Raw genomic sequence first — 21405 nt, 5'->3', positions numbered from 1 at the left:
GTGGGCTTTCTTCCTTGTCGTTGGCTCAGGCGGCGCTGGTCTCGCGGCGTTCTTCGGGGCGCGCGGGGCGGTGCTGGCCGCGCTCCTGCACGAAGACGATGTGCTCGTCGGGCTTCTCGCTGTTCACGAAGGAGCGGAAGCGCTGGCGCGTGGCGGGGTCGTTCACCGCGGTCTTCCATTCGCACTGGTAGGTGTCGACCACGTGCTGCATCTGCGCCTCGAGCTCGGCGCCCAGGCCCAGCGTGTCCTGCAGCAGCACGCCCTTGAGGTAGTCGAGGCCGCCCTCGAGGTTCTCGCGCCAGGTGCTGGTGCGCTGCAGGCGGTCGGCCGTGCGCACGTAGAACATCAGGAAGCGGTCGATCATGCGGATGAGGTCGGCCTTGCTCAGGTCGCTCGCCAGCAGCTCGGCGTGGCGCGGCTTCATGCCGCCGTTGCCGCACACATAGAGGTTCCAGCCCTTGTCGGTGGCGATGATGCCGACGTCCTTGCCCTGCGCCTCGGCGCATTCGCGGGTGCAGCCCGAGACGCCGAACTTGATCTTGTGCGGCGCGCGCAGGCCCTTGTAGCGGTTCTCCAGTTCCACGGCCAGGCCGACGCTGTCGTCCACGCCGTAGCGGCACCAGGTCGAGCCCACGCAGCTCTTCACCGTGCGCAGCGACTTGCCGTAGGCATGGCCCGACTCGAAGCCGGCGGCGATGAGTTCTTCCCAGATGGACGGCAGCTGCTCGACGCGCGCACCGAACATGTCCACGCGTGCCCCGCCGGTGATCTTGGTGTACAGGCCGTACTTCTTCGCGACCTGGCCCACGGCGATCAGCCCCTCGGGCGTGACCTCGCCACCGGGCATGCGCGGCACCACGGAGTAGGTGCCGTCCTTCTGGATGTTGCCCAGGAAGTAGTCGTTGCTGTCCTGCAGGCCGGCCAGGTCTTTCTTGAGCACGAACTCGTTCCAGCACGAGGCGAAGATGCTCGCGGCGGTCGGCTTGCAGATGTCGCAGCCCAGGCCCTTTCCATGCTTCGCGAGCAGGTCGGCGAAGCTGCGGATCTCGCCCACGCGGATGAGGTGGTACAGCTCCTGGCGCGAGTAGGGGAAGTGCTCGCACAGGTGGTTGTTCACGGCCATGCCGCGCTTGGCCATTTCCATCTTCATGACCTGCGTGACCAGCGGCACGCAGCCGCCGCAGGTGGCGCCGGCCTGGGTGCAGGCCTTCATCTCGGCGGGCGTGCACACGCCCTGGCCCACGGCTTCGCAGATCTGGCCCTTGGTGACGCTGTTGCACGAGCAGATCTGTGCGGTGTCGGGCAGGGCCTCGACGCCCAGGCCCGGCTTGGCCTTGCCGTCGCTGGACGGCAGGATCAGGAACTCGGGCTCGTCGGGCAGCGCGATGCCGTTGAGCGCCAGCTGCAGCAGCGTGCCGTACTCGCTGGCGTCGCCGACCAGCACCGCGCCCAAGAGCTGCTTGCCGTCTTCGCTGACCACGATCTTCTTGTAGACCTGCTTGCGCTCGTCGATGTACTGGTAAGCGCGCGACTTCGGCGTCTTGCCATGCGCGTCGCCGATGCTGGCCACGTCGACGCCCATCAGCTTGAGCTTGGTGCTCAGGTCGGCGCCGGTGAAGGCGGCGTCGTCCTGGCCGGCGATGTGGCGCGCGGCCACGCGGGCCATGTCGTAGCCCGGTGCGACGAGGCCGAAGGTCTGTTCGTTCCACGCCGCGCATTCGCCGATGGCGTAGACGTTGCGGTCGCTGGTGCGGCAGTGGCTGTCGATCGCCACGCCGCCGCGTGGGCCCACGGCCAGCAGGCTCTGGCGCGCCAGTTCGTCGCGCGGGCGGATGCCGGCGGAGAACACGATCATGTCGGTCTCCAGGTGCGTGCCGTCGGCGAACACCATGCGGTGCCGCGCGCTCGCGCCGTCGACGATCTCCACCGTGTTGCGGCCGGTGTGCACGTGCAGGCCCAGTGCCTCGATGCTGCCGCGCAATGCACGGCCGCCGCCTTCGTCGACCTGCACCGCCATGAGGCGCGGCGCGAACTCGACCACGTGCGTTTCCAGGCCCATGTCGCGCAGCGCCTTGGCGCATTCCAGGCCCAGCAGGCCGCCGCCCACCACCACGCCGCTGCGCGACTTCGCGCCGCAGGCCTTCATGGCGTCCAGGTCCTCGATGGTGCGGTAGACAAAGCAGTTCGGCCGGTCGCGGCCCGGCACGGCCGGCACGAAGGGGTTGGAACCGGTGGCCAGCACCAGCTTGTCGTAGGCGATCACCTCGCCGTCGGCGGTGGTGACGGTGTTGTTGCGCCGTTCGACGGTCACGGCCCGCGCGGCCAGGCGCAGCGTGAAGCCGCTGCGCTCGAAGAAGCCGGGCTCGACCAGCGACAGGTCGTCGGCTGTCTTGCCGGAGAAGTACTCGGACAGGTGCACCCGGTCGTAGGCCGGGCGCGGCTCTTCGCACAGCACGGTGACCTGTGCGTCGGGAATGCCGAGCGTGTGGAGTTGCTCGAGGAACTTGTGGCCGACCATGCCGTGGCCGATGACTGCGATCTTCATTGGGGGTCCTGCACGCAACCGGCCCTGGAAGGCGCCCCCGCAGCCGCTGTCGAACAGACAGCGTCGTTGGGGCCCCCGCGACGGAACGGATGCGAAATGGGTTGGAGCAGACGAACCGGCGGCGGGCGGCCATCGGTGCGCTTGAACCCCGCCGTCGTTAGCGGAGGCATTGCGAACCCGCCGCAGAGGCCGGTGGGTCGCCACCGTGTTCAGCAATAAGCGTGCCGCGCTCAAAAGCCCGTGTGGCGGGGCTCATCGGCCGGTGGCGCACCGAAAGCGGACCGGGGCTGGCACGCCGCGCACGGGCGTCGTGCGCCGGCGCTCTCCGCATTGGTGCGCTGGGGTGGAGGGGCGGATGCGGGCGGTGGCGTCGGTGCGCGGGGCTTTTCCGTATGCTCGGGGCCTTGCAACGCAGGGCGAACGCCCCCACGAACCCCGAAGAACTTGCCATGTGCGGCTCCGAACTCCATTCCCTTCCTGAAGGTGTCCAGCGCGTCTCCCGCGTGCTGCAGGACGCCGGCCATCCCCATGCGCCCCGCATGCTCGACGACGCCTGCCGCACCGCGCAGCAGGCCGCCGACGCGCTCGGCATCTCGGTCGGGCAGATCGCCAAGAGCATCATCTTCCGCCGCAAGAGCGACGAGGCGGCGGTGCTGGTCATCACCTCGGGCGACAAGCGCGTCGACGAGAAGAAGGTCGATGCCATCGTCGGCAAGACCGGCCGCGCCGACGCCGACTTCGTGAAGGCGCGCACCGGCTTCACCATCGGCGGCGTGTCGCCGGTGGGCCATGTGACCAAGCCCGTGGTGCTCATCGACCGCGAGCTGTTCCGCTTCGAGGAGATCTGGGCCGCCGCGGGCCATCCGCACGCCGTGTTCCAGCTGCACCCGACCGATTTAGAGAAGCTCACCGGCGCGCCGGTGGCCGACGTGGTGTGAACTTCGACGAAGCGCATGCACTCGCCGAGCGCGCCGGGACCGTGCAGCGCATGGACGGCGAGGTGCCCTCGCCGTGCTCGTCGGTGTGCCGCATGGACCGCCTGAGCGGCTTCTGCGAAGGGTGCCTCCGCACCATTCCCGAGATCGCCGGCTGGAGCAAGATGGAAGACGACAGCCGCCGCCAGGTGTGGCGCGCGATCGAACTGCGGGCCCAGGCCGGCATCTGGCGCGTGCCCGAACCCACCACAGGAGACCACGACGCATGAAGCACATCGACTTCTATCTCGATTTCATCTCGCCCTACGCGCACCTGGCGTTCGAGCACCTGCCCGAGGCGCTCGAAGGCCTGAGCGTGAGCGTGGCCTACAAGCCGGTGCTGTTGGGCGCGCTGCTCAAGCACCACGGCCAGCTCGGTCCGGCCGAGATTCCTTCGAAGCGCAGCTGGACCTACCGCCACGTGCTGTGGCTGGGCCAGGCGCACGGCATCCCCATCGAGATGCCGGCCTCGCACCCCTACAACCCGCTGCCGCACCTGCGCCTGGCGGTGGCCACGGGCGACGACGGCAGCATCAGCCGCCTGGCGGCCGAGACCCTCTTTCGCCACGTGTGGCGCGGCGGAGAAGAAGCGGGCGACGCCACGCGGCTGGCCGCGCTCACGGCGCAGCTGCAGCCGAAGCGCGACTTGAACGGCGACGAGAACAAGGCCCTGCTCAAGCGCAACACCGACGAGGCCGTGGCGCAGGGCGTGTTCGGCGTGCCCTGCTACGTGGTCGACGGGCGCCTGTTCTGGGGCTTCGACGGCCTGGCGATGCTGCGCGCCTACCTGCAGGGCGATGCCTGGTTCGACGGTCCGCAATGGACCGGCGCCGACCAGCGGCCCTCGTTGCTGCGCAAGAGCTGAGGCTTTTTTGCTGCTTCGCAGCAAGGACTGAGGACAAACCCGCGCAGGGTCCTTGTTTCTTACAAGCTGAAACGAGCAGCGCGGGTTTCACCCTAAACCGTAAGCGCCCGTTCAGTTTCGCGAAAGCCTCGGGTCAGTCGCGCCTCCAAGAATGCCCCACGGTCCCGAATGCCGGGAACCGATGGACGCATACATACACACCAGGAGACGACGATGGCAGCCACGCTAGATTCAAGGGGAGTGCCGCATCCGGCCCCCCGGCCCATGTCCGCGGAGGAGAAGAAGGTCATCTTCGCCTCCTCGCTCGGCACCGTGTTCGAGTGGTACGACTTCTATCTGTACGGTTCGCTCGCCGCGATCATCGCGAAGCAGTTCTTCAGCGGCCTGGATGCGGGCGCGGCCTTCATCTTCGCACTGCTGGCGTTTGCCGCCGGCTTCCTGGTGCGTCCGTTCGGCGCCATCGTGTTCGGCCGCCTGGGCGACATGATCGGTCGCAAGTACACCTTCCTGGTGACCATCCTGATCATGGGCCTGTCGACCTTCATCGTCGGCCTCTTGCCCAGCTACGCGACCATCGGCGTCGCGGCGCCGGTGATCCTGATCGCGCTGCGCATGCTGCAGGGCCTGGCGCTCGGCGGCGAGTACGGCGGTGCTGCCACCTACGTGGCCGAGCACTCACCGCACGGCAAGCGCGGCGCCTACACCTCGTGGATCCAGACCACGGCCACGCTCGGCCTGTTCCTGAGCCTGATCGTGATCCTGGGCGTGCGCACCTGGCTCGGTGAGCAGGCCTTCGGCGAGTGGGGCTGGCGCATTCCGTTCCTGGTCTCCATCCTGCTCTTGGCCATCTCGGTGTGGATCCGCCTGACGCTGTCGGAGTCGCCGGCCTTCCAGAAGATGAAGGCCGAGGGCAAGACCTCGAAGGCACCGCTCGCCGAATCCTTCGGCCAGTGGAAGAACCTGAAGATCGTGATCCTGGCGCTGATCGGCCTCACGGCCGGCCAGGCTGTGGTCTGGTACTCGGGCCAGTTCTATGCGCTGTTCTTCCTGACGCAGCAGCTCAAGGTCGATGCGACCACCGCCAACCTGATGATCGCCGCCGCGCTGCTGCTGGGCACGCCCTTCTTCGTGGTGTTCGGCACGCTGTCCGACAAGATCGGCCGCAAGCCGATCATCATGGCCGGCTGCCTGCTGGCCGTGGTCACCTACTTCCCGGTCTTCAAGATGCTGACCGAAGCCGCCAACCCCGACCTGGCCCGCGCACAAGCCACGGCCGGCGTCACCGTGACGGCCGACCCGAAGACCTGCTCGTTCCAGGGCAACCCGGTGGCCCGCGAGATCGACTTCAAGAGCTCGTGCGACATCGCCAAGCGCTACCTCGTGCAGAACTCGGTGAGCTACGAGAACGTGGCCGGCGCGCCCGGCTCCGCGGCCGTCGTGAAGATCGGCGACAAGACCGTCGAGGCGCCCACCGGCGTGGTCGCGAACTCCAAGTTCGACGAGACCAGCGTCAAGGCCATCGCCGCCTTCAAGAAGGGCGTGGCCGAAGACCTGAAGGTCGCCGGCTACCCGTCCAAGGCCGATCCCGCCAAGATCAACAAGGTGCTGACCATCGTGCTGCTGTTCTGGCTGGTGCTGCTGGTGACCATGGTCTACGGCCCGATCGCCGCGATGCTGGTCGAGATGTTCCCCACGCGCATCCGCTACACCTCGATGAGCCTGCCGTACCACATCGGCAACGGCTGGTTCGGCGGCCTGCTGCCGACCACCGCCTTCGCCATCGTGGCCTCGACCGGCAACATGTACAACGGCCTGTGGTACCCGATCATCATCGCGGGCATCACGCTGGTGATCGGCACGCTGTTCATCCGCGAGACCAAGGACGTGGACATCTACGCCAACGACTGATCGGCGGCATCTGGAGGGGGCCGCGCGGCGGCTGCCCTCCGTTCAACAAAGAGGCTTCATGCCCCGCGGCATGAGGCCTTTTTCTTGAACCCTTTCTTGCCTCTTCCTCACCTTTTCAGGAGACAGTACCCATGTGGAAAATCGTTGTCGGCTTCGTCATCTTCGCCGCCATTGCCCTGTATGTGATTTCGATGGGCGGCGACAAGATCGACATGTCCGGCGAGAAGCACGGCGGCGACACGACGCACGCCCCCGCACCGGCGGCCACGCCGGCGCCTGGCGCGTCGGCACCGGCCGCCGCGGCCTCCGCCGCGAAGTAACGCAACGGGGCGCGCGTCAGCGCTTGAAGCGGCCTTCGCTGATGATCGCGAGGTCCGCGAAGTCGATGCCGCTGTGGTCCTGCGGCGAGTAGCTCACCTCGAGTCCGCCGCCCAGGTCGTAGCCCTTGAGGCTTTCGAGCGCCGCCAGCACCTTGGCGCGCGTGGGCTTGGGGCCCGCGCGGCGCAATGCCTCCACCAGCACCTTGGCCGAGGCGAAGCCTTCGAGCGCGGCCGGTGACAGCTCGCCCTGGCCCTTGGCGCGCGCGAGCGTCAGCGCCTCCTTCACCATCGGCTGGCCCATCGAGCGTTCGCTGGGGAACACCTGCGTCACGATCACGCCGCGGCTGGCGTCGCCCAGCTGCTTGATGAAGCCCGACGAGGCGTTGTTCGACAGCGTGACCACCTGCGCCGCCGAGCCCGCGGCGCGCAGCGCCTTGATGCCGTCGACCACCGCCACGCCCGAGCCGATCCACACCACCGCCTGCGCGTCGGCCTTCATGATGGCGGGCACGATGGTCTTGTAGTCGGGCTTCTCGCGGTCGGCCGGAACGGTCGCGATCGGCTGGGCCTTGCCCTTGGTGAAGCCGTTCATCGCGCCCTGCAGCGCGTCGGCGCCGAACGAGTCGGTCACGTGGACCACGGCGATGCGCGTCAGGCCGATGGTCAGCAGGTGCTGCACCGCCTTCTCGGCCTCGCGCTGGTAGGTGGCGCGCACGTTGAACACGTGCTTTTGCAGTGGCTTGTGCAGCACCATCGCGCCGGTCGAGGGGCCGATGAGCGCCACCTCGTTCTTGTCCAGGTAGGGGATGATGGCCTGCGAGTGCGGCGTGCCGCGGCTCATGAAGAGCGCGAGCACCTTCTTGTCCTCGATCAGCACGCGCGCGTTATCGCCGGCGCGCTTGACGTCGAAGGCGTCGTCCATGCGGATCACCTCGATCTTCTCGCCGTGGATGCCGCCCTGGGCGTTGGCCGCGTCGATCACCAGCTGCGCGCCGCCGATGGTCTCGTTCACGCTGGCGGCCACCGAGCCGGTCATGCCCGCGGTCTGGCCGATCACGATCTGGGCCGAGGCGCCCATCGCGCACAGCGCCAGCAGGGCGGCCACGCCGAGCGCGTGCCGTGAACCTGCCACTTTCTTCTTCGTCATGAAAGCCTTTCGGAGCCTTCGGGAGACTCGCTGAACAATTGTGAAAACAAATGTCGCATTTGTTTCATAAAGTGTCTTTGGACGCATCCAGACAAACCCCTGCGCGGGCGCCGCCCATGCGCCGGCGTGGGCCGAAGCGTCACGAAGCACTCCCTAGAATGTTTGCCCCACCCCCCAAGGCACTCATGACACAGGGCTCCATCCGGATTCGCGGCGCGCGCCAGCACAACCTCCAGAACCTCGACCTCGACATCCGCACCGGCGAGATGACCGTGGTCACCGGGCCCAGCGGCTCGGGCAAGTCGAGCCTCGTGTTCGACACCCTCTACGCCGAAGGCCAGCGCCGCTACGTGGAGACCTTTTCCGCCTACGCGCGCCAGTTCCTGGACCGCATGGACAAGCCCGCCGTCGACAAGGTGGAGGGCGTGCCGCCCGCCATCGCCATCGACCAGACCAACCCGGTGCGCTCCTCGCGCTCCACGGTCGGCACGATGACCGAGCTGAACGATCACCTGAAGCTGCTCTACGCGCGCGCAGCCCAGCTGTTCGACCGCGAGACCGCGCTGCCGGTGCGCCACGACTCGCCCGACAGCATCTATGCGCAGATCGCCGAGCGCGCGGCCGCCGCGGGCGACCCGCGCATCGTCATCACCTTCCCGGTCGAGCTGCCGGCCGGCACCACGGCGGATGAAGTGACGCAGTGGCTGTCGGCCAGCGGCTTCACGCGCGTGCAGGCCGAGCGCGAGGTGGCCACGCCCACCGGCCCGCGCAAGGTGCTCGACGTGGTGGCCGACCGCTTCCGCATCTCGAGCGCGGAGCGCGCGCGCGTGGTCGAGGCGATCGAGGTGGCGCTCAAGCGCGGCAGCGGGCGCGTCACCGTGCATGCGACCGGCGCCGAGGAAAACGCACCGACCGACGTCTGGAAGTTCTCCACCGGCCTGCATTGCCCGGAAAGCGACATCCGCTACACCGACCCCATCCCGTCGATGTTCTCGTTCAACTCGGCGGTGGGCGCCTGCGACACCTGCCGCGGCTTCGGCCGCGTGATCGGCGTCGACCTGGGGCTCGTGATCCCGAACGACAAGCTCACGCTGCGCGCCGGCGCCATCAAGACCATCCAGACGCCCGCGTGGAAAGAGGCGCAGGACGACCTCATGCGCCATGCCGAGGCCGCCGGCATTCCGCGCGACACGCCGTGGAACAAGCTCACCGAGGAGCAGAAGCACTGGGTGATCGAGGGCACGCCCAATTACAAGGACGGCAACTGGAACAAGCAGTGGTACGGCGTGCGCCGCTTCTTCGGCTACCTGGAGAGCAAGGCCTACAAGATGCACATCCGCGTGCTCTTGTCGAAGTACCGCAGCTACACGCCGTGCCCGGTGTGCAGCGGCGCGCGCCTGAAGCTCGACCCGCTGCTGTGGCGCATCGGCAGCAAGGACGACGCCGACGCGGTGCTGCCGCCTGAAAAGCGCTTCCTGCCCACCGGCGCGAAATGGAGCCGCGCGCAGCTCGAGGCACTGCCCGGCCTGTGCCTGCACGACCTGATGCTGCTGCCCATCGAGCGGCTGCGCAAGTTCTTCGACCGCGTGGAACACCACGGCAACGGCAGCCCCGCGAGCGAAGGCGAGGCGCAGGCGCTGAAGCTGCTGTTCGAAGAGATCACCACGCGCCTGCGCTACCTGCACGACGTGGGCATCGGCTACCTCACGCTCGACCGCCAGAGCCGCACGCTCAGCGGCGGCGAGGTGCAGCGCATCAATCTCACGACGGCGCTGGGCACCTCGCTGGTCAACACGCTGTTCGTGCTCGACGAGCCCAGCATCGGCCTGCACCCGCGCGACATGAACCGCATCACCGAGGCCATGCTGCGCCTGCGCGATGCGGGCAACACGCTGGTGGTGGTCGAGCACGACCCCGCCGTGATGCTCGCGGCCGACCGCGTGATCGACATGGGCCCCGGCCCCGGCGCGCGCGGCGGACAGATCGTGTTCGACGGCGGCACCGACCAGCTGCGCGACGCCGACACGCTCACCGGCCAGTACCTGGGCGGGCGCAAGAAGATCGGCATGGGCTTCAAGCGGCTCGTGAGCGAGAACACGCACCGGCTCATCCTCGAAGGCGTGCGCGAGCACAACCTGAAGAACATCACGGTCGACTTTCCGCTCGCGCGCCTCGTGTGCGTGACCGGCGTGAGCGGCTCGGGCAAATCGACGCTCATCCAGGACGTGCTGGCGCCCGCGCTCATGCGCCACTTCGGCAAGGCCACCGAGACGCCGGGCGCGCACGACCGCATGCTCGGCGCCGATCACCTGGGCGACGTGGTCTTCGTCGACCAGTCGCCCATCGGCAAGACCGCGCGCTCCAACCCCGCGAGCTACGTGGGCGCGTGGGACGCCATCCGCGAGATCTTCGCCACCGCGGCGCTGTCGCGCCAGCGCGGCTACACGGCGAGCAAGTTCAGCTTCAATTCCGGCGACGGGCGCTGCCCGACCTGCGGCGGCTCGGGCTTCGAGCACGTCGAGATGCAGTTCCTGTCGGACGTGTACCTGCGCTGCCCCGATTGCGACGGCAAGCGCTACCGGCCCGAGATCCTCGAAGTGAAGATCGAGCGCAAGGGCCGCGGCTACAACGTGGCCGACATCCTGGAGCTCACCGTGGCCGAGGCCGCGGCATTGTTCGACACCGACCGCGACGTGCTGCGCGTGCTGCAGCCCATCGTCGACGTGGGCCTGGACTACGTGAAGCTCGGCCAGCCCGTGCCCACGCTCTCGGGCGGCGAGGCGCAGCGCCTGAAGCTCGCGGGCTTCCTGGCCGAGGCCGCCAAGAGCGCGACCGCGAGCCGCCAGATGGTGGCGCGCAAGGGCACGCTGTTCCTGTTCGACGAGCCGACCACCGGCCTGCACTTCGACGACATCGCGCGGCTCATGCGCGCGCTGCGCAAGCTGCTCGACGCGGGCCATTCGCTCATCGTCATCGAGCACAACCTCGACGTGATCCGCGCCAGCGACTGGCTCATCGACCTCGGTCCCGAGGGCGGCGACGCCGGCGGCCAGGTGGTGGCCGAAGGCACGCCCGAGCAGCTGCGCGAGAACCGCGCCTCGCTCACTGGCGCTGCGCTGGCCGATTACGAACTCGCCGTCGGTCCGGGCGCCTACAAGGTGGCCGAGCGCGCCGCGCGGCGCTACATCGCCAACGCGAAGACGGCGCCCGGCGGCAACGCCATCGAGATCGTCAACGCGCGCGAGCACAACCTGAAGAACCTCAGCGTGGACATTCCGCGCGGCAAGTTCAGCGTGGTGACGGGCGTGAGCGGCTCGGGCAAGTCGACGCTGGCCTTCGACATCCTGTTCAACGAAGGCCAGCGCCGCTACCTCGAATCGCTCAACGCCTATGCGCGCAGCATCGTGCAGCCCGCGGGCCGGCCCGAGGTGGACGCGGTGTACGGCATTCCGCCCACGGTGGCCATCGAGCAGCGCCTGTCGCGCGGCGGCCGCAAGAGCACGGTGGGCACCACCACCGAGGTGTGGCATTTCCTGCGCCTGTTGTACGTGAAGCTGGGCATCCAGCACTGCGTGCACGACGGCGCCGCCGTGCAGCCGCAGACGCCCGACAGCATCGCCGCGCAGCTGATGCGCAACTTCAAGGGCCAGCACATCGGCCTGCTCGCGCCGCTGGTGAGCAACCGCAAGGGCGTGTACACCGAGCTGGCCGACTGGGCGCGCCCGCGCGGCTTCACGCACCTGCGCGTGGACGGCGACTTCCTGCCGACCACGGGCTTTCCACGCATCGACCGCTTCAAGGAACACAGCATCGAGCTGCCCGTGGCCAGCCTCGACGTGCTGCCTTCGCAGGAGAACGAACTGCGCGCGGCGCTCACCAAGGCGCTCGAGCACGGCAAGGGCGTGGTGCATGTGCTGAGCGAACTCGACGGCCTGCGCGCCGCGATGATGGCCGGCGTGTCCGCCGTGGGCATCGGCCGCGTGCAGGTGTTCTCCACGCTGCGCGCCTGCCCGGTGTGCAGCACCAGCTATGCCGAGCTCGATCCGCGCCTGTTCAGCTACAACAGCAAGCACGGCTGGTGCCCCGACTGCGTGGGCACGGGCGTGAAGCTCAGCAAGGACCAGCGCAAGGTCTTCGACGATTCGATCCGCGACGACGACAGCAAGGGCCGCGAACAGACTTTCGCCGAGCCCGAGGTGGAAGACCTCGCCGACGTGGCGTGCCCGACCTGCGAAGGCACGCGCCTGAACGCCACCGCGCGCGCCGTGGGCTTCGGCACTGCGGCCGACGGCTCGGGCGGCATCGGCATCACGCAGCTGGCACGCATGAGCGTCACTGAGGTTCGCCAGTGGTTCGAAGGGCTGGTGCTCAACGGCCGCGAAGCCGAGATCGCACGCGACCTCGTGCCCGAGATCAAGAGCCGCCTCGAATTCCTCGAAGAGGTGGGCCTGGGCTATCTCACGCTCGACCGTGGCGCGCCCACGCTCTCGGGCGGCGAGGCGCAGCGCATCCGCCTGGCGGCCCAGCTGGGCAGCAACCTGCAGGGCGTGTGCTACGTGCTCGACGAGCCGACCATCGGCCTGCACGCGCGCGACAACCAGATCTTGCTGAACGCGCTGCACAAGCTCGGAGAGAAGGGCAACACGCTGGTGGTGGTGGAGCACGACGAAGACACCATCCGCCGCGCCGACCACATCATCGACATCGGCCCCAGCGCCGGCAAGCGCGGCGGCCGCCTCGTGGCCGAGGGCACGGTGGCCGACATCCAGAAGGCCGGCGATTCGCAGACCGGCCGCTACCTGCGCGATGCCATCAAGCATCCGCTGCAGGCGCGCCGCCTCATTCCCTCGCCCGACCCGAAGGCCGAGGACAGCGGCAACTGGCTCACCGTGCACGGCGCCGACCTGCACAACCTGCAGGACGTGACCGCCACGCTGCCGCTGCACCGCCTCGTGGTGGTCACGGGCGTGAGCGGCTCGGGCAAGTCGACGCTGGCGCGCGACGTGCTGCTGGCCAGCGTGCAGGGCATCGTGGTGCAGCGCATGACCAAGGCCGGCCGCGACGCCGATGCCGCGGGCAAGCGCCCGGCCTGGGTCGGCTGCCGCGGCGTCGACGGCTACGAGGTCATCGACCGCGTGCTCGAGGTCGACCAGACGCCCATCGGCAAGACGCCGCGCAGCTGCCCCGCCACCTACATCGGTTTCTGGGACACCATCCGCAAGCTCTTTGCCGACACCCTCGAAGCCAAGGCGCGCGGCTACGGCCCGGCGCGCTTCAGCTTCAACACCGGCGAAGGCCGTTGCCCGGGCTGCGAAGGCGCGGGCGTGCGCACCATCGAGATGAGCTTCCTGCCCGACGTGAAGGTGCCCTGCGAGGTGTGCCACGGCGCGCGCTTCAACCCCGAGACGCTGGCCGTGAGCTGGCGCGGCAAGAGCATCGGCGACGTGCTGAAGATGGAGGTCGACGAGGCGGTGGAGTTCTTTGCCAGCATGCCCAACATCGCGCATCCGCTGCAGTTGCTGAAGGACGTGGGCCTGGGCTACCTCACGCTGGGGCAGCCGTCGCCCACGTTGTCGGGCGGTGAGGCGCAGCGCATCAAGCTGGTGACCGAACTGAGCAAGGTGCGCGACGACATCACCCGCCGCGGCCAGAAGGCGCCGCACACGCTGTACGTGCTCGACGAGCCGACCGTGGGCCTGCACATGGCCGACGTCGAGAAGCTGATCCACGTGCTGCACCGGCTGGTGAACGGCGGCCACAGCGTGGTGGTGATCGAGCACGACCTCGACCTGATCGCCGAAGCCGACTGGATTCTCGACCTCGGGCCCGAAGGCGGCAACGCCGGCGGACGCATCGTGGCGGCGGCGCCGCCGGAGGAGGTGGTGCGATTGGGTACGCACACTGGCGTAGCTCTTAAGGCCGTGTTGGCACGTTGACGCGCACAGGCGCACAATGGCTCGAACCCTTGGCGCAGGCGCATCCTGAATCAGCCATGGTGGAGACCGTGTGAACGGATGAAGCGCCGTGCCGGGGGCTACGCAAGGAGCCGCGCCATGACCCGCTTCATCGATGTTCACAGCCTGGTTCGCCTGGTGGATGAGACCGGCGTCCCGGAATTCCTCGTCACGCTGGCCGACGCGCTGCGCGACGACTTCCTGCGATGGCGCGAGTTCGACAAGAAGGCGCGCGTGGCCAGCCATTCGCACCTGGGCGTGATCGAGCTCATGCCCGTGGCCGACGACGGCGCCTATGCCTTCAAGTACGTCAACGGCCACCCGCACAACACGCAGGTCGGGCTGCCCACGGTCATGGCCTTCGGCGTGCTGGCCGAGGTCGACACGGGCTACCCGGTGCTGCTGTCCGAGCTCACGCTCACCACCGCGCTGCGCACGGCCGCCACCTCGGCCATGGCCGCCAAGGCGCTGGCGCGGCCCGATGCGCGCAGCCTGGCGCTCATCGGCAACGGCTCGCAGAGCGAGTTCCAGGCGCTGGCCTTCCATGCGCTGCTGGGCATCGAGCAGGTGCGCGTGTTCGACATCGACCCGCGCGCCATCGACAAGCTGGTGCGCCACCTCGCGGCCTGCACGCCGATGGAGATCGTGCGCGCCGACTCCACCGCCGAGGCGGTGCGCGGCGCCGACATCGTGACCACCATCACCGCCTACCAGGGCCACGCGACCGTGCTCACGCCCGACATGATCGAACCCGGCATGCACATCAACGCCGTGGGCGGCGATTCGCCCGGCAAGACCGAACTGCACCCCGACGTGCTGCGCGGCGCGCGCGTGTTCGTCGAGTACGAGCCGCAGACGCGCATCGAGGGCGAGATCCAGCAGCTGGCGCCCGACTTCCCGGTGCACGAGCTGTGGCGCGTGCTGCTGGGCGAAGTGCCCGGCCGCGAGCGGCCGGAGCAGGTGACGGTGTTCGACTCGGTCGGCTTCGCGCTGGAGGACTACACGGCGCTGCGCTGCATCCAGCAGCTGGCGCTGGAGCGCGGCGTGGGCCGGCAGATCGCGCTGGTGCCCGAGCTCGACGATCCGAAGGACCTGTTCGGCCTCACCGCCTCGGGGCGGCGCCGGGCGGTGCTGCGGCGTGCGGCATGATGGCAGGCCCTGTCGTCACGCCCTTCGCCGCTTCATGCTCACCATCTACAACGACCAGCACGCCCTGCACCAAGGCCAAGTCGAAATGTTCCGGGGCGAGCTGGTGCCCTGCTTCGAGGTGCCCGCCCGCGTCGACCATGTGAGGCATGAACTGGAGCGGCGCGGCCTCGGCCCGCTGCAGGCGCCCGACGCATTCGACGACACGCTGCTGGCGAAGGTGCATGCGCCGCGTTACCTCGATTTCATCGCCCATGCCTGGGACGAGTGGGTGGCGCTCGATGCCGCCAATGCCACGCGCGACGCGCTGCCCTCGTACTGGCCCACGCGCGGCATGCGCACCGACGTGCTGCCGAAGAGCTTTCCCGCGCGCCTGGGCCTTTTTTCGTTCGACGCCGGGACGCCGCTGATGGCCGGCAGCTGGGCCGCCGCGCGCCACGGCGCCGCCTGCGCGTGGACCGCGGCGCAGCGCGTCCTCGGCGGCGAGCGCAGCGCCTTCGCCCTCACGCGCCCGCCGGGCCACCACGCGGGCGCCGACTTCTTCGGCGGCTACTGCTTCATCAACAACGCCGCCGTGGCCGCGCAGGCGCTGCGCGATGCAGGCGTCGAACGCGTGGCCGTGCTCGATGTCGACTACCACCACGGCAACGGCACGCAGGCCATCTTCTACGAACGCAGCGACGTGCATTTCGCCAGCCTGCACGGCGACCCGCTGACCGACTACCCGTACTACCTGGGCCACGCCGACGAGCGCGGCGCGGGCGCGGGCGAGGGCTTCAACCACAACCTGCCGCTGCCGCGCGGCACCGACTTCACGGCCTGGCGCGCGGCGCTGCGCACGGCGCTCGACGGCATCGCGAAGGTCAAGGCCGGCGCGCTCGTGGTCTCGCTGGGCGTCGACACCTTCGAGGGCGACCCGATCTCGGGCTTCAGGTTGAAGAGCGACGACTACCTGCGCATGGGCGAAGACCTCGCGCGCGCGGGCCTGCCCACCGTGTTCGTGTTCGAGGGCGGCTATGCGGTGGCCGAGGTGGGTGTGAACGCGGTCAACGTTCTCGAAGGCTTCGCGCAAGCCGCGGGCTGAGGGGGCGAGTAGCCCTGGCGACAGCAGTCGGGTGAGCCCCGATTGCTGCACCGGGCGGGGCAGGGCCCAATGCGCGGCTCGATCCACGCTTCAGGAGCCTTCCGTCATGTTTCGCCGTTCCCTTCTCCGTGCCGCCACGCTGGCCGCCTGCGGCCTCGCTGCGCCGCTGGCGGTGTTTGCACAGGCCTTTCCCGCGAAGCCCATCAAGCTCGTGATCGCCTTTCCCGCGGGCGGCCCGACCGACATCACCATGCGCCAGCTGGCCGACAACGCCAGCAAGATCCTGGGCCAGCCCGTGATCATCGACAACAAGCCCGGCGCCGGTGGCACGCTGCCCGCGCAGGCGCTGCAGACCGCGCAGCCCGACGGCTACACCGTCGCGCAGATTCCGCTGGGTGTGTTCCGCCTGGGCTACACCACCAAGATCAACTGGGACCCGCTCAAGGACATCAGCTACGTGCTGAACGTCACCGGCTATGCCTTCGGCATCGTCGTGCCGGCCGACAGCCCCTTCAAGACCTGGGCCGACTTCGTCGCCTACGCCAAGGCCAACCCCGGCAAGCTCACCTACGGCTCGACCGGCAACCTGACCAGCCCGCACCTCACGACCGAGATCGTGGCGCAGAAGGCCGGCATCACGTTGCAGCACGTGCCCTACAAGGGCAGCGCCGACCTGATGCTGGCCGTGGTCAGCGGCCAGCTCATGGCGGCGGCCGACAGCACCGGCTTCGCGCCGCAGGTCGAGGCCGGCAAGCTGCGCGTGCTCAACACCTGGGGCGAGAAGCGCCTGGCCAAGTTCCCCGACGCGCCGACGCTGAAAGAGCTGGGCTATGACGTGGTGCAGAACTCGCCCTTCGGCATCGGCGCCCCCAAGGGCACCCCGCCCGAGGTCGTGAAGAAGCTGCACGACGCCTTCAAGCAGGCGATGGAAGAACCCAGCTACGTGGCCTCGCTCGGCCGCTACGACATGCTGCCCAACTACATGAGCTCGGCCACGTACACCAAGTTCGCGCAGGACACGGTGGTGCGCGAGAAGGTGATCATCGACAAGCTGGGGTTGGCGAAGGAGAAGTAAGCGCCCGCCGGAAAAGGGGTGGCGTGCGCGGCGCCTACCCCGATCCGTGACCGTTGTCCTGAACTCACCCCCTATATCCCTCCGTAATCTAGGCGTTAACCCTATGTAATCCCTTTGTCTTCCAGCGCAGGAAAACTCGGACCCAGTCTCGCGGCAACAAGGCCCGGACGTCCCAAAGTCGCGCCCGGTCTCGGCGCAGCGGCATCCCCCTCCTGGAGTGACACCAATGAAAAAATCCCTGCTTGTTCTGGCTGCCATCGCAGCCTGCGGCGCCGCGTCGGCGCAATCGACCGTGACCCTGTTCGGCGTGGTCGATGCCGCCTACCGCAACGTAGCGAACAAGAGCGTTTCGACCACCCCCTTCGGCCCCGCCTACAGCGTGAAGGCCAGCCGCAGCGAGCTGGCGAATTCGGGCCTGAGCTCGAGCCGCCTCGGCTTTCGCGGCGTGGAAGACCTGGGCGGCGGCCTGTCGGCCAGCTTCTGGCTCGAAGCCCCGATCACGAATGACGACGGCGCCACCGGCGTGTCGAACTTCACCCGCCGCTCGACCGTGAGCCTGGCAGGCAGCTTCGGCGAACTGCGCCTGGGCCGCGACAAGACCGCGACGGTGATGAACGAAGAACAGTTCGACCCGTTCGGCGACACCGGCATCGGCGGCTCGCTGATCATCGACGCCAACGAAGCCAGCGTGCCGGGCAGCGGCTACGGAAGCAACGGCACCTACAAGCGCGCCAGCAACATGGTGCAGTACTTCCTGCCGCGCCTGGGCGGCTTCTACGGCAACGTGGCCTACGGCCTGGCCGAGCAGACGCGCCTGTCGCCCGACACCGCCGCCAGCACCAACACCGGCCGCCACATCGGCGGTCGCCTGGGCTACACGACGGGTCCGTTCGACATCGCTGCCAGCTACGCGCAGAACGACACCAGCTTCACGACCGGCAGCGGCGCCGCCGCCGTGGCACGTCCGGGCAAGGTCAAGACCTTCAACCTCGGCGCGACCTACGACTTCGGCGTGGCCAAGCTGTTCGGCGAAATCTCGCGTTCGAAGGACGAGCGCAACGCGCTGAACATCTTCACGCCCGGCCAGGACGTGGACCTCACCGGCTACCTGCTGGGCGTGACCGTGCCGGTCGGCCCGGGCGTGATCCGCGCGTCGTATTCGCAGGTCAAGTACGACTTCAACCGCGTGCCCGTGTTCGGCGTGAACAACGCCGATCCGAAGGCCAGCAAGCTCGCGCTGGGCTACGTGCACAACCTGTCCAAGCGCACCGCGCTGTACGGCACGGTCGCGCGCGTCAGCAACAAGAACGGCGCGGGGCTCACGGTGGGTGCAGGCCCGTCGTACGCCACCACGTTCAACCGCACCGCGCTGCAGGCCAAGAGCTCGATGGGCTACGAGTTCGGCATCCGCCACACGTTCTGATGTCCTGAAGGGTCGCGCATCGCGCGACCCTCACCCCTGCAAGTTTCTCCAAGGGTCGTTCAACCGGTCCATTCGGCCCGCCCTGCGCGGGCCTTTTTTTCGTGCGCGGCCGGCGGCGACGTCCTGGAGGACGCAGCTTAGCGCGCCGACAGCACCGCGTGCGCGGCCTGCGCGAACCCCGCCCCGCGCTCGCCCTGCGTCACGTAGCGCGGCAGGTGCTCCAGCTGCGGCACGAAGCGCGCGACGTTCGCCACGCCGATGCTGTGCGCGAAGCTGCGGAACATCAGCTGGTCGTTGGTGGAGTCGCCCACGTAGGCCCAGCGGTCCATCTCGTCGTCGAGCGTGCGGCCCCAGAGCTCGCGCACGATCCAGCGCGCGCCTTCGAGCTTGTCGTTGTCGCCGTACCAGCCGTTGATGTGGATGCTGCTCACGGTGGCGTGCATGCCTTCGCCGCGCATCAGCGCGACGACGCGCGCGATGGTGTCGTCGCTCAGCGTCACGAACTCACTGTGGTCGATGGCGATGTCGGTCTCGCGCCCGGGCGAGTCGGTGGCGCGGCCGGCGCCCGGAATCTCGCGCTCGATGCGCGCCAGCACGGCCTGCATGCGCGCGAAGTTGGTGGCGCGCGTGGCCGCATCCTGCTGGTAGCGCTTCTCGACACCGCCATCGGCCGCGGGCCGCAACGCCACCGCGCCGTTCTCGGCCACGATGGCATCGACCGGCCAGCTGTTCACGAAAGGCAGGCTCCAGCCCACGGGCCGGCCTGTGATCGCGACCACCGCGAGGCCGGCGGCCTTCAGGTCGGCCAGCGCTTTCGATGCGTCGGGCGTGATCGCGCCGTCGGTGGTGAGCGTGTCGTCGATGTCGGTGAACACGCCGACCAGCGCCGCGCGCGCGTCGGCGGGCCAGCGCGTGAGCGGCAACAGGTGGTGGGGCGAGGCGGGCAGGGGAGGCGAAGACATGAGCAGGATTCTCGAAAGGGCCCGTGATCGTACCGGCGCTTTCGTGTAGCATCCCGCCCCCGCCGCGCTTTCGGGCCGGCGCGGCACCTTCCACCATGCCTCACATCCTCGTCGACCACCTGCGCAAGACCTACCGCGTGTCCGAGCGCGACCCCGGTCTGCGCGGTGCGCTGCGCGGCCTGCTGCAGCGCCGTCACCGCACGGTGGAGGCGCTGTCGGGCGTGTCGTTCGCGCTGGAGCGCGGCGAGCTGCTGGGCTTCATCGGGCCGAACGGCGCGGGCAAGTCGACCACCATCAAGATCCTCTCGGGCATCCTGCGGCCCGACGGCGGGCGCGTGGAAGTCGACGGGCGCGACCCCTTCGCCGACCGCGAGCGCCACGTCGCGCGCATCGGCGTGGTCTTCGGCCAGCGCACGCAGCTGTGGTGGGACCTGCCCGTGGGCGACGGCTTCGACCTGCTGCGCGACATCTACCGCGTCGATCCGCAGCGCTGCCGCCGCACGCGCGACGAGCTGGTCGCGCTGCTGCACCTGGAGCGCGTGCTCGACCAGCCGGTGCGTCAGCTGTCGCTGGGCCAGCGCATGCGTGCGGAGATCGCGGCGGCGCTGCTGCACGAGCCCGACATCCTGTTCCTCGACGAGCCGACCATCGGCCTCGATGCGCCCTCCAAGCTCGCCGTGCGCGACTTCGTGCGCCGCGCCAACCGCGAGCGCGGCACCACCGTGCTGCTGACCACGCACGACATGCACGACATCGAGGCCCTGGCCCAGCGCGTGATCGTCATCGGCCACGGCCGCGTGCTGGCCGACAGCCCGGTCGAGGCGCTGCGCGCCCAGGTGATGGCCGAGCGCCGGCTGGTGGTCGACTTTGCACAGGACGCCGCGTTGCCCGCACACGTCGACGGCGCCACCGTGCATTCGCGCGACGGCCAGACGCTGGTGCTCGACTTCGACCCCAAGCAGACCCCCGCGCCCGCGCTCATCGCGCGCATCGCCGGCGCGCACGCCGTGGAAGACATCCGCCTCGAAGGCCTCGCGATCGAAGCCGTGATCGCGCGCTTCTACGCCATGCACGGAGCGGCCGAGGCGTGAAGCCGGCCATGGGCCCGCGCGACCTCGCCCGGCCGTATGTCGCGGCGTTCGTCTCGCGCTTCCTGCAGATGCTGCAGTACCGCACCGCGGCGCTCGCGGGCTTTGCCACGCAGTGCTGGTGGGGCGGCATCAAGGTGATGGTGTTCGCCGCGTTCTACAGCGGCAGCGCCATCGCGGGCGCGGCCTCGTCGATGTCGCTGGCCCAGGCCATCACCTACACCTGGCTCGCACAAGGCCTGCTGGTGCTGATGCCCTGGCTCGGTGACCCCGAAGTGGCGCAGGCCGCGCGCACCGGCGCCGTCGCCTACGACCGGCTGCGCCCGGTGGACGCCTACGCGCTGTGGTTCGCGCGCACCGCAGGCTGGATCGCGGCGCGCCTGCTGCCGCGCGTGGCGCTCATGGCCGCCTTCGCGGCGGTCGCGCTGCCGCTGGTGGGGCTGGGCGACTGGGCCTGGCAGCTGCCTGCGAACGCGGTGGCCGGCGCGGCGTTCCTGCTGTCGGTGCTGCTGGGCCTCTTGCTTTCGACCGCGATGGTGATGCTGCTCAACGTGGCGACCACGGCGGCGCTCAACGAGCGCGGCATCCAGGCGGTGGCGACGCCCGTGGTCATCGTGTTCTCGGGCAACCTGCTGCCGCTGGCGCTGCTGCCTGACGCCTGGCAGACCGCGCTGCTGGTGCAGCCGTTGGCGGGGCTGTTCGACATTCCGGCGCGGCTGTACTTCGGGCAGCTGAGCGGCGCGCATGCGCTGGGCGCGCTGGGGCTGCAGTGCTTCTGGATCGTCGCGCTGGTCGCGTTCGGGCGGGTGGCGATGGGGCGCACGATGCGCAGTCTGCAGGTGCAAGGTGGCTAGGGTGACGGGCGCGCGCAGGGAGCCACTCCCGCCCTCGGAGGCAGCGCTGTCGTATGGTGG

At 69.1% G+C, this 21405-nt stretch carries 15 protein-coding genes; 12 read left to right on the top strand and 3 right to left on the bottom strand.

All coding sequences use genetic code 11. The features are described 5' to 3' along the window. Positions 1-25: 25 nt before the first annotated feature. A complete protein-coding gene (gene nirB / locus AC57B8_RS19630; protein WP_496480492.1) occupies positions 26-2545 on the bottom strand; it encodes a nitrite reductase large subunit NirB in 2520 nt (839 codons plus the stop codon). 449 nt (positions 2546-2994) lie between these two features. On the opposite strand from nirB, the gene AC57B8_RS19625 reads away from it, so the two are divergent. The 5 genes from AC57B8_RS19625 to AC57B8_RS19605 all read left to right on the top strand — a co-directional run bounded on the left by AC57B8_RS19625 (position 2995) and on the right by AC57B8_RS19605 (position 6612). Next, complete coding sequence (locus AC57B8_RS19625; protein ID WP_062477348.1) at positions 2995-3483, top strand: YbaK/EbsC family protein; 489 nt, start codon at positions 2995-2997, stop codon at positions 3481-3483. Then, positions 3480-3749: a DUF1289 domain-containing protein gene (locus AC57B8_RS19620; protein ID WP_082818188.1), complete on the top strand. Its 270-nt coding sequence runs from the start codon at positions 3480-3482 to the stop codon at positions 3747-3749. Before AC57B8_RS19625 ends, AC57B8_RS19620 begins: the two co-directional genes overlap by 4 nt. Then, on the top strand, positions 3746-4384 hold the full coding sequence (locus AC57B8_RS19615; RefSeq protein WP_496480491.1) for a 2-hydroxychromene-2-carboxylate isomerase: 639 nt from the start codon (positions 3746-3748) through the stop codon (positions 4382-4384). The genes AC57B8_RS19620 and AC57B8_RS19615 overlap by 4 nt, the downstream gene beginning before the upstream one ends. A 213-nt stretch (positions 4385-4597) precedes the next feature. Then, positions 4598-6292, top strand: a complete 1695-nt coding sequence (locus tag AC57B8_RS19610; protein ID WP_062477354.1) for an MFS transporter — start codon at positions 4598-4600, stop codon at positions 6290-6292. A 131-nt stretch (positions 6293-6423) separates the two neighbouring features. Next, positions 6424-6612: a hypothetical protein gene (locus tag AC57B8_RS19605; protein WP_056577413.1), complete on the top strand. Its 189-nt coding sequence runs from the start codon at positions 6424-6426 to the stop codon at positions 6610-6612. 16 nt (positions 6613-6628) lie between these two features. Here AC57B8_RS19605 and AC57B8_RS19600 read toward each other — a convergent pair whose 3' ends face one another. Further along, positions 6629-7759 carry an ABC transporter substrate-binding protein gene (locus AC57B8_RS19600; RefSeq protein ID WP_062477357.1) on the bottom strand — a complete coding sequence of 377 codons (1131 nt, stop codon included), beginning with the start codon at positions 7757-7759 and terminating at the stop codon, positions 6629-6631. A gap of 185 nt (positions 7760-7944) precedes the next feature. On the opposite strand from AC57B8_RS19600, the gene uvrA reads away from it, so the two are divergent. The 5 genes from uvrA to AC57B8_RS19575 all read left to right on the top strand — a co-directional run bounded on the left by uvrA (position 7945) and on the right by AC57B8_RS19575 (position 18441). Next, positions 7945-13695 (top strand): excinuclease ABC subunit UvrA, encoded by a 5751-nt coding sequence (gene uvrA, locus AC57B8_RS19595; RefSeq protein ID WP_493195625.1) that lies wholly within the window; start codon positions 7945-7947, stop codon positions 13693-13695. Positions 13696-13812: 117 nt separating this feature from the next. Beyond that, on the top strand, positions 13813-14862 hold the full coding sequence (gene ocd / locus AC57B8_RS19590) for an ornithine cyclodeaminase (protein ID WP_496480490.1): 1050 nt from the start codon (positions 13813-13815) through the stop codon (positions 14860-14862). Positions 14863-14896: 34 nt separating this feature from the next. Further along, positions 14897-15943 (top strand): histone deacetylase family protein, encoded by a 1047-nt coding sequence (locus AC57B8_RS19585; protein ID WP_496480489.1) that lies wholly within the window; start codon positions 14897-14899, stop codon positions 15941-15943. Positions 15944-16049: 106 nt separating this feature from the next. Beyond that, a complete protein-coding gene (locus tag AC57B8_RS19580; protein WP_496480488.1) occupies positions 16050-17018 on the top strand; it encodes a Bug family tripartite tricarboxylate transporter substrate binding protein in 969 nt (322 codons plus the stop codon). A gap of 226 nt (positions 17019-17244) precedes the next feature. Beyond that, complete coding sequence (locus AC57B8_RS19575; protein WP_496480487.1) at positions 17245-18441, top strand: porin; 1197 nt, start codon at positions 17245-17247, stop codon at positions 18439-18441. A gap of 137 nt (positions 18442-18578) precedes the next feature. Here AC57B8_RS19575 and AC57B8_RS19570 read toward each other — a convergent pair whose 3' ends face one another. Continuing rightward, a complete protein-coding gene (locus AC57B8_RS19570; RefSeq protein WP_496480486.1) occupies positions 18579-19403 on the bottom strand; it encodes an HAD-IIB family hydrolase in 825 nt (274 codons plus the stop codon). 95 nt (positions 19404-19498) lie between these two features. Here AC57B8_RS19570 and AC57B8_RS19565 point away from each other — a divergent pair, with 95 nt between their 5' ends. Together AC57B8_RS19565 and AC57B8_RS19560 are read left to right on the top strand one after the other, a co-directional pair. Further along, positions 19499-20494 (top strand): ABC transporter ATP-binding protein, encoded by a 996-nt coding sequence (locus AC57B8_RS19565; RefSeq protein WP_496480485.1) that lies wholly within the window; start codon positions 19499-19501, stop codon positions 20492-20494. An 8-nt stretch (positions 20495-20502) separates the two neighbouring features. Continuing rightward, on the top strand, positions 20503-21345 hold the full coding sequence (locus tag AC57B8_RS19560) for an ABC transporter permease (RefSeq protein WP_496480547.1): 843 nt from the start codon (positions 20503-20505) through the stop codon (positions 21343-21345). The last annotated feature ends 60 nt before the right edge of the window (positions 21346-21405 follow it).

This window comes from Variovorax sp. BGA-UO-ETr-C22 (assembly GCF_059567965.1).
The sequence above is the reverse complement of the archived record's forward strand: the minus strand, read 5'-3'. Positions and strand labels throughout refer to the sequence as shown.

Coding starts and splice junctions, on each gene's coding strand:
- nirB (WP_496480492.1), bottom strand. CDS start 2,545: ATGAAGATCGCAGTCATCGGCCACGGCATGGTCGGCCACAAGTTCCTC.
- AC57B8_RS19625 (WP_062477348.1), top strand. CDS start 2,995: ATGTGCGGCTCCGAACTCCATTCCCTTCCTGAAGGTGTCCAGCGCGTC.
- AC57B8_RS19615 (WP_496480491.1), top strand. CDS start 3,746: ATGAAGCACATCGACTTCTATCTCGATTTCATCTCGCCCTACGCGCAC.
- AC57B8_RS19610 (WP_062477354.1), top strand. CDS start 4,598: ATGGCAGCCACGCTAGATTCAAGGGGAGTGCCGCATCCGGCCCCCCGG.
- AC57B8_RS19605 (WP_056577413.1), top strand. CDS start 6,424: ATGTGGAAAATCGTTGTCGGCTTCGTCATCTTCGCCGCCATTGCCCTG.
- AC57B8_RS19600 (WP_062477357.1), bottom strand. CDS start 7,759: ATGACGAAGAAGAAAGTGGCAGGTTCACGGCACGCGCTCGGCGTGGCC.
- uvrA (WP_493195625.1), top strand. CDS start 7,945: ATGACACAGGGCTCCATCCGGATTCGCGGCGCGCGCCAGCACAACCTC.
- ocd (WP_496480490.1), top strand. CDS start 13,813: ATGACCCGCTTCATCGATGTTCACAGCCTGGTTCGCCTGGTGGATGAG.
- AC57B8_RS19585 (WP_496480489.1), top strand. CDS start 14,897: ATGCTCACCATCTACAACGACCAGCACGCCCTGCACCAAGGCCAAGTC.
- AC57B8_RS19580 (WP_496480488.1), top strand. CDS start 16,050: ATGTTTCGCCGTTCCCTTCTCCGTGCCGCCACGCTGGCCGCCTGCGGC.
- AC57B8_RS19575 (WP_496480487.1), top strand. CDS start 17,245: ATGAAAAAATCCCTGCTTGTTCTGGCTGCCATCGCAGCCTGCGGCGCC.
- AC57B8_RS19570 (WP_496480486.1), bottom strand. CDS start 19,403: ATGTCTTCGCCTCCCCTGCCCGCCTCGCCCCACCACCTGTTGCCGCTC.
- AC57B8_RS19565 (WP_496480485.1), top strand. CDS start 19,499: ATGCCTCACATCCTCGTCGACCACCTGCGCAAGACCTACCGCGTGTCC.
- AC57B8_RS19560 (WP_496480547.1), top strand. CDS start 20,503: ATGGGCCCGCGCGACCTCGCCCGGCCGTATGTCGCGGCGTTCGTCTCG.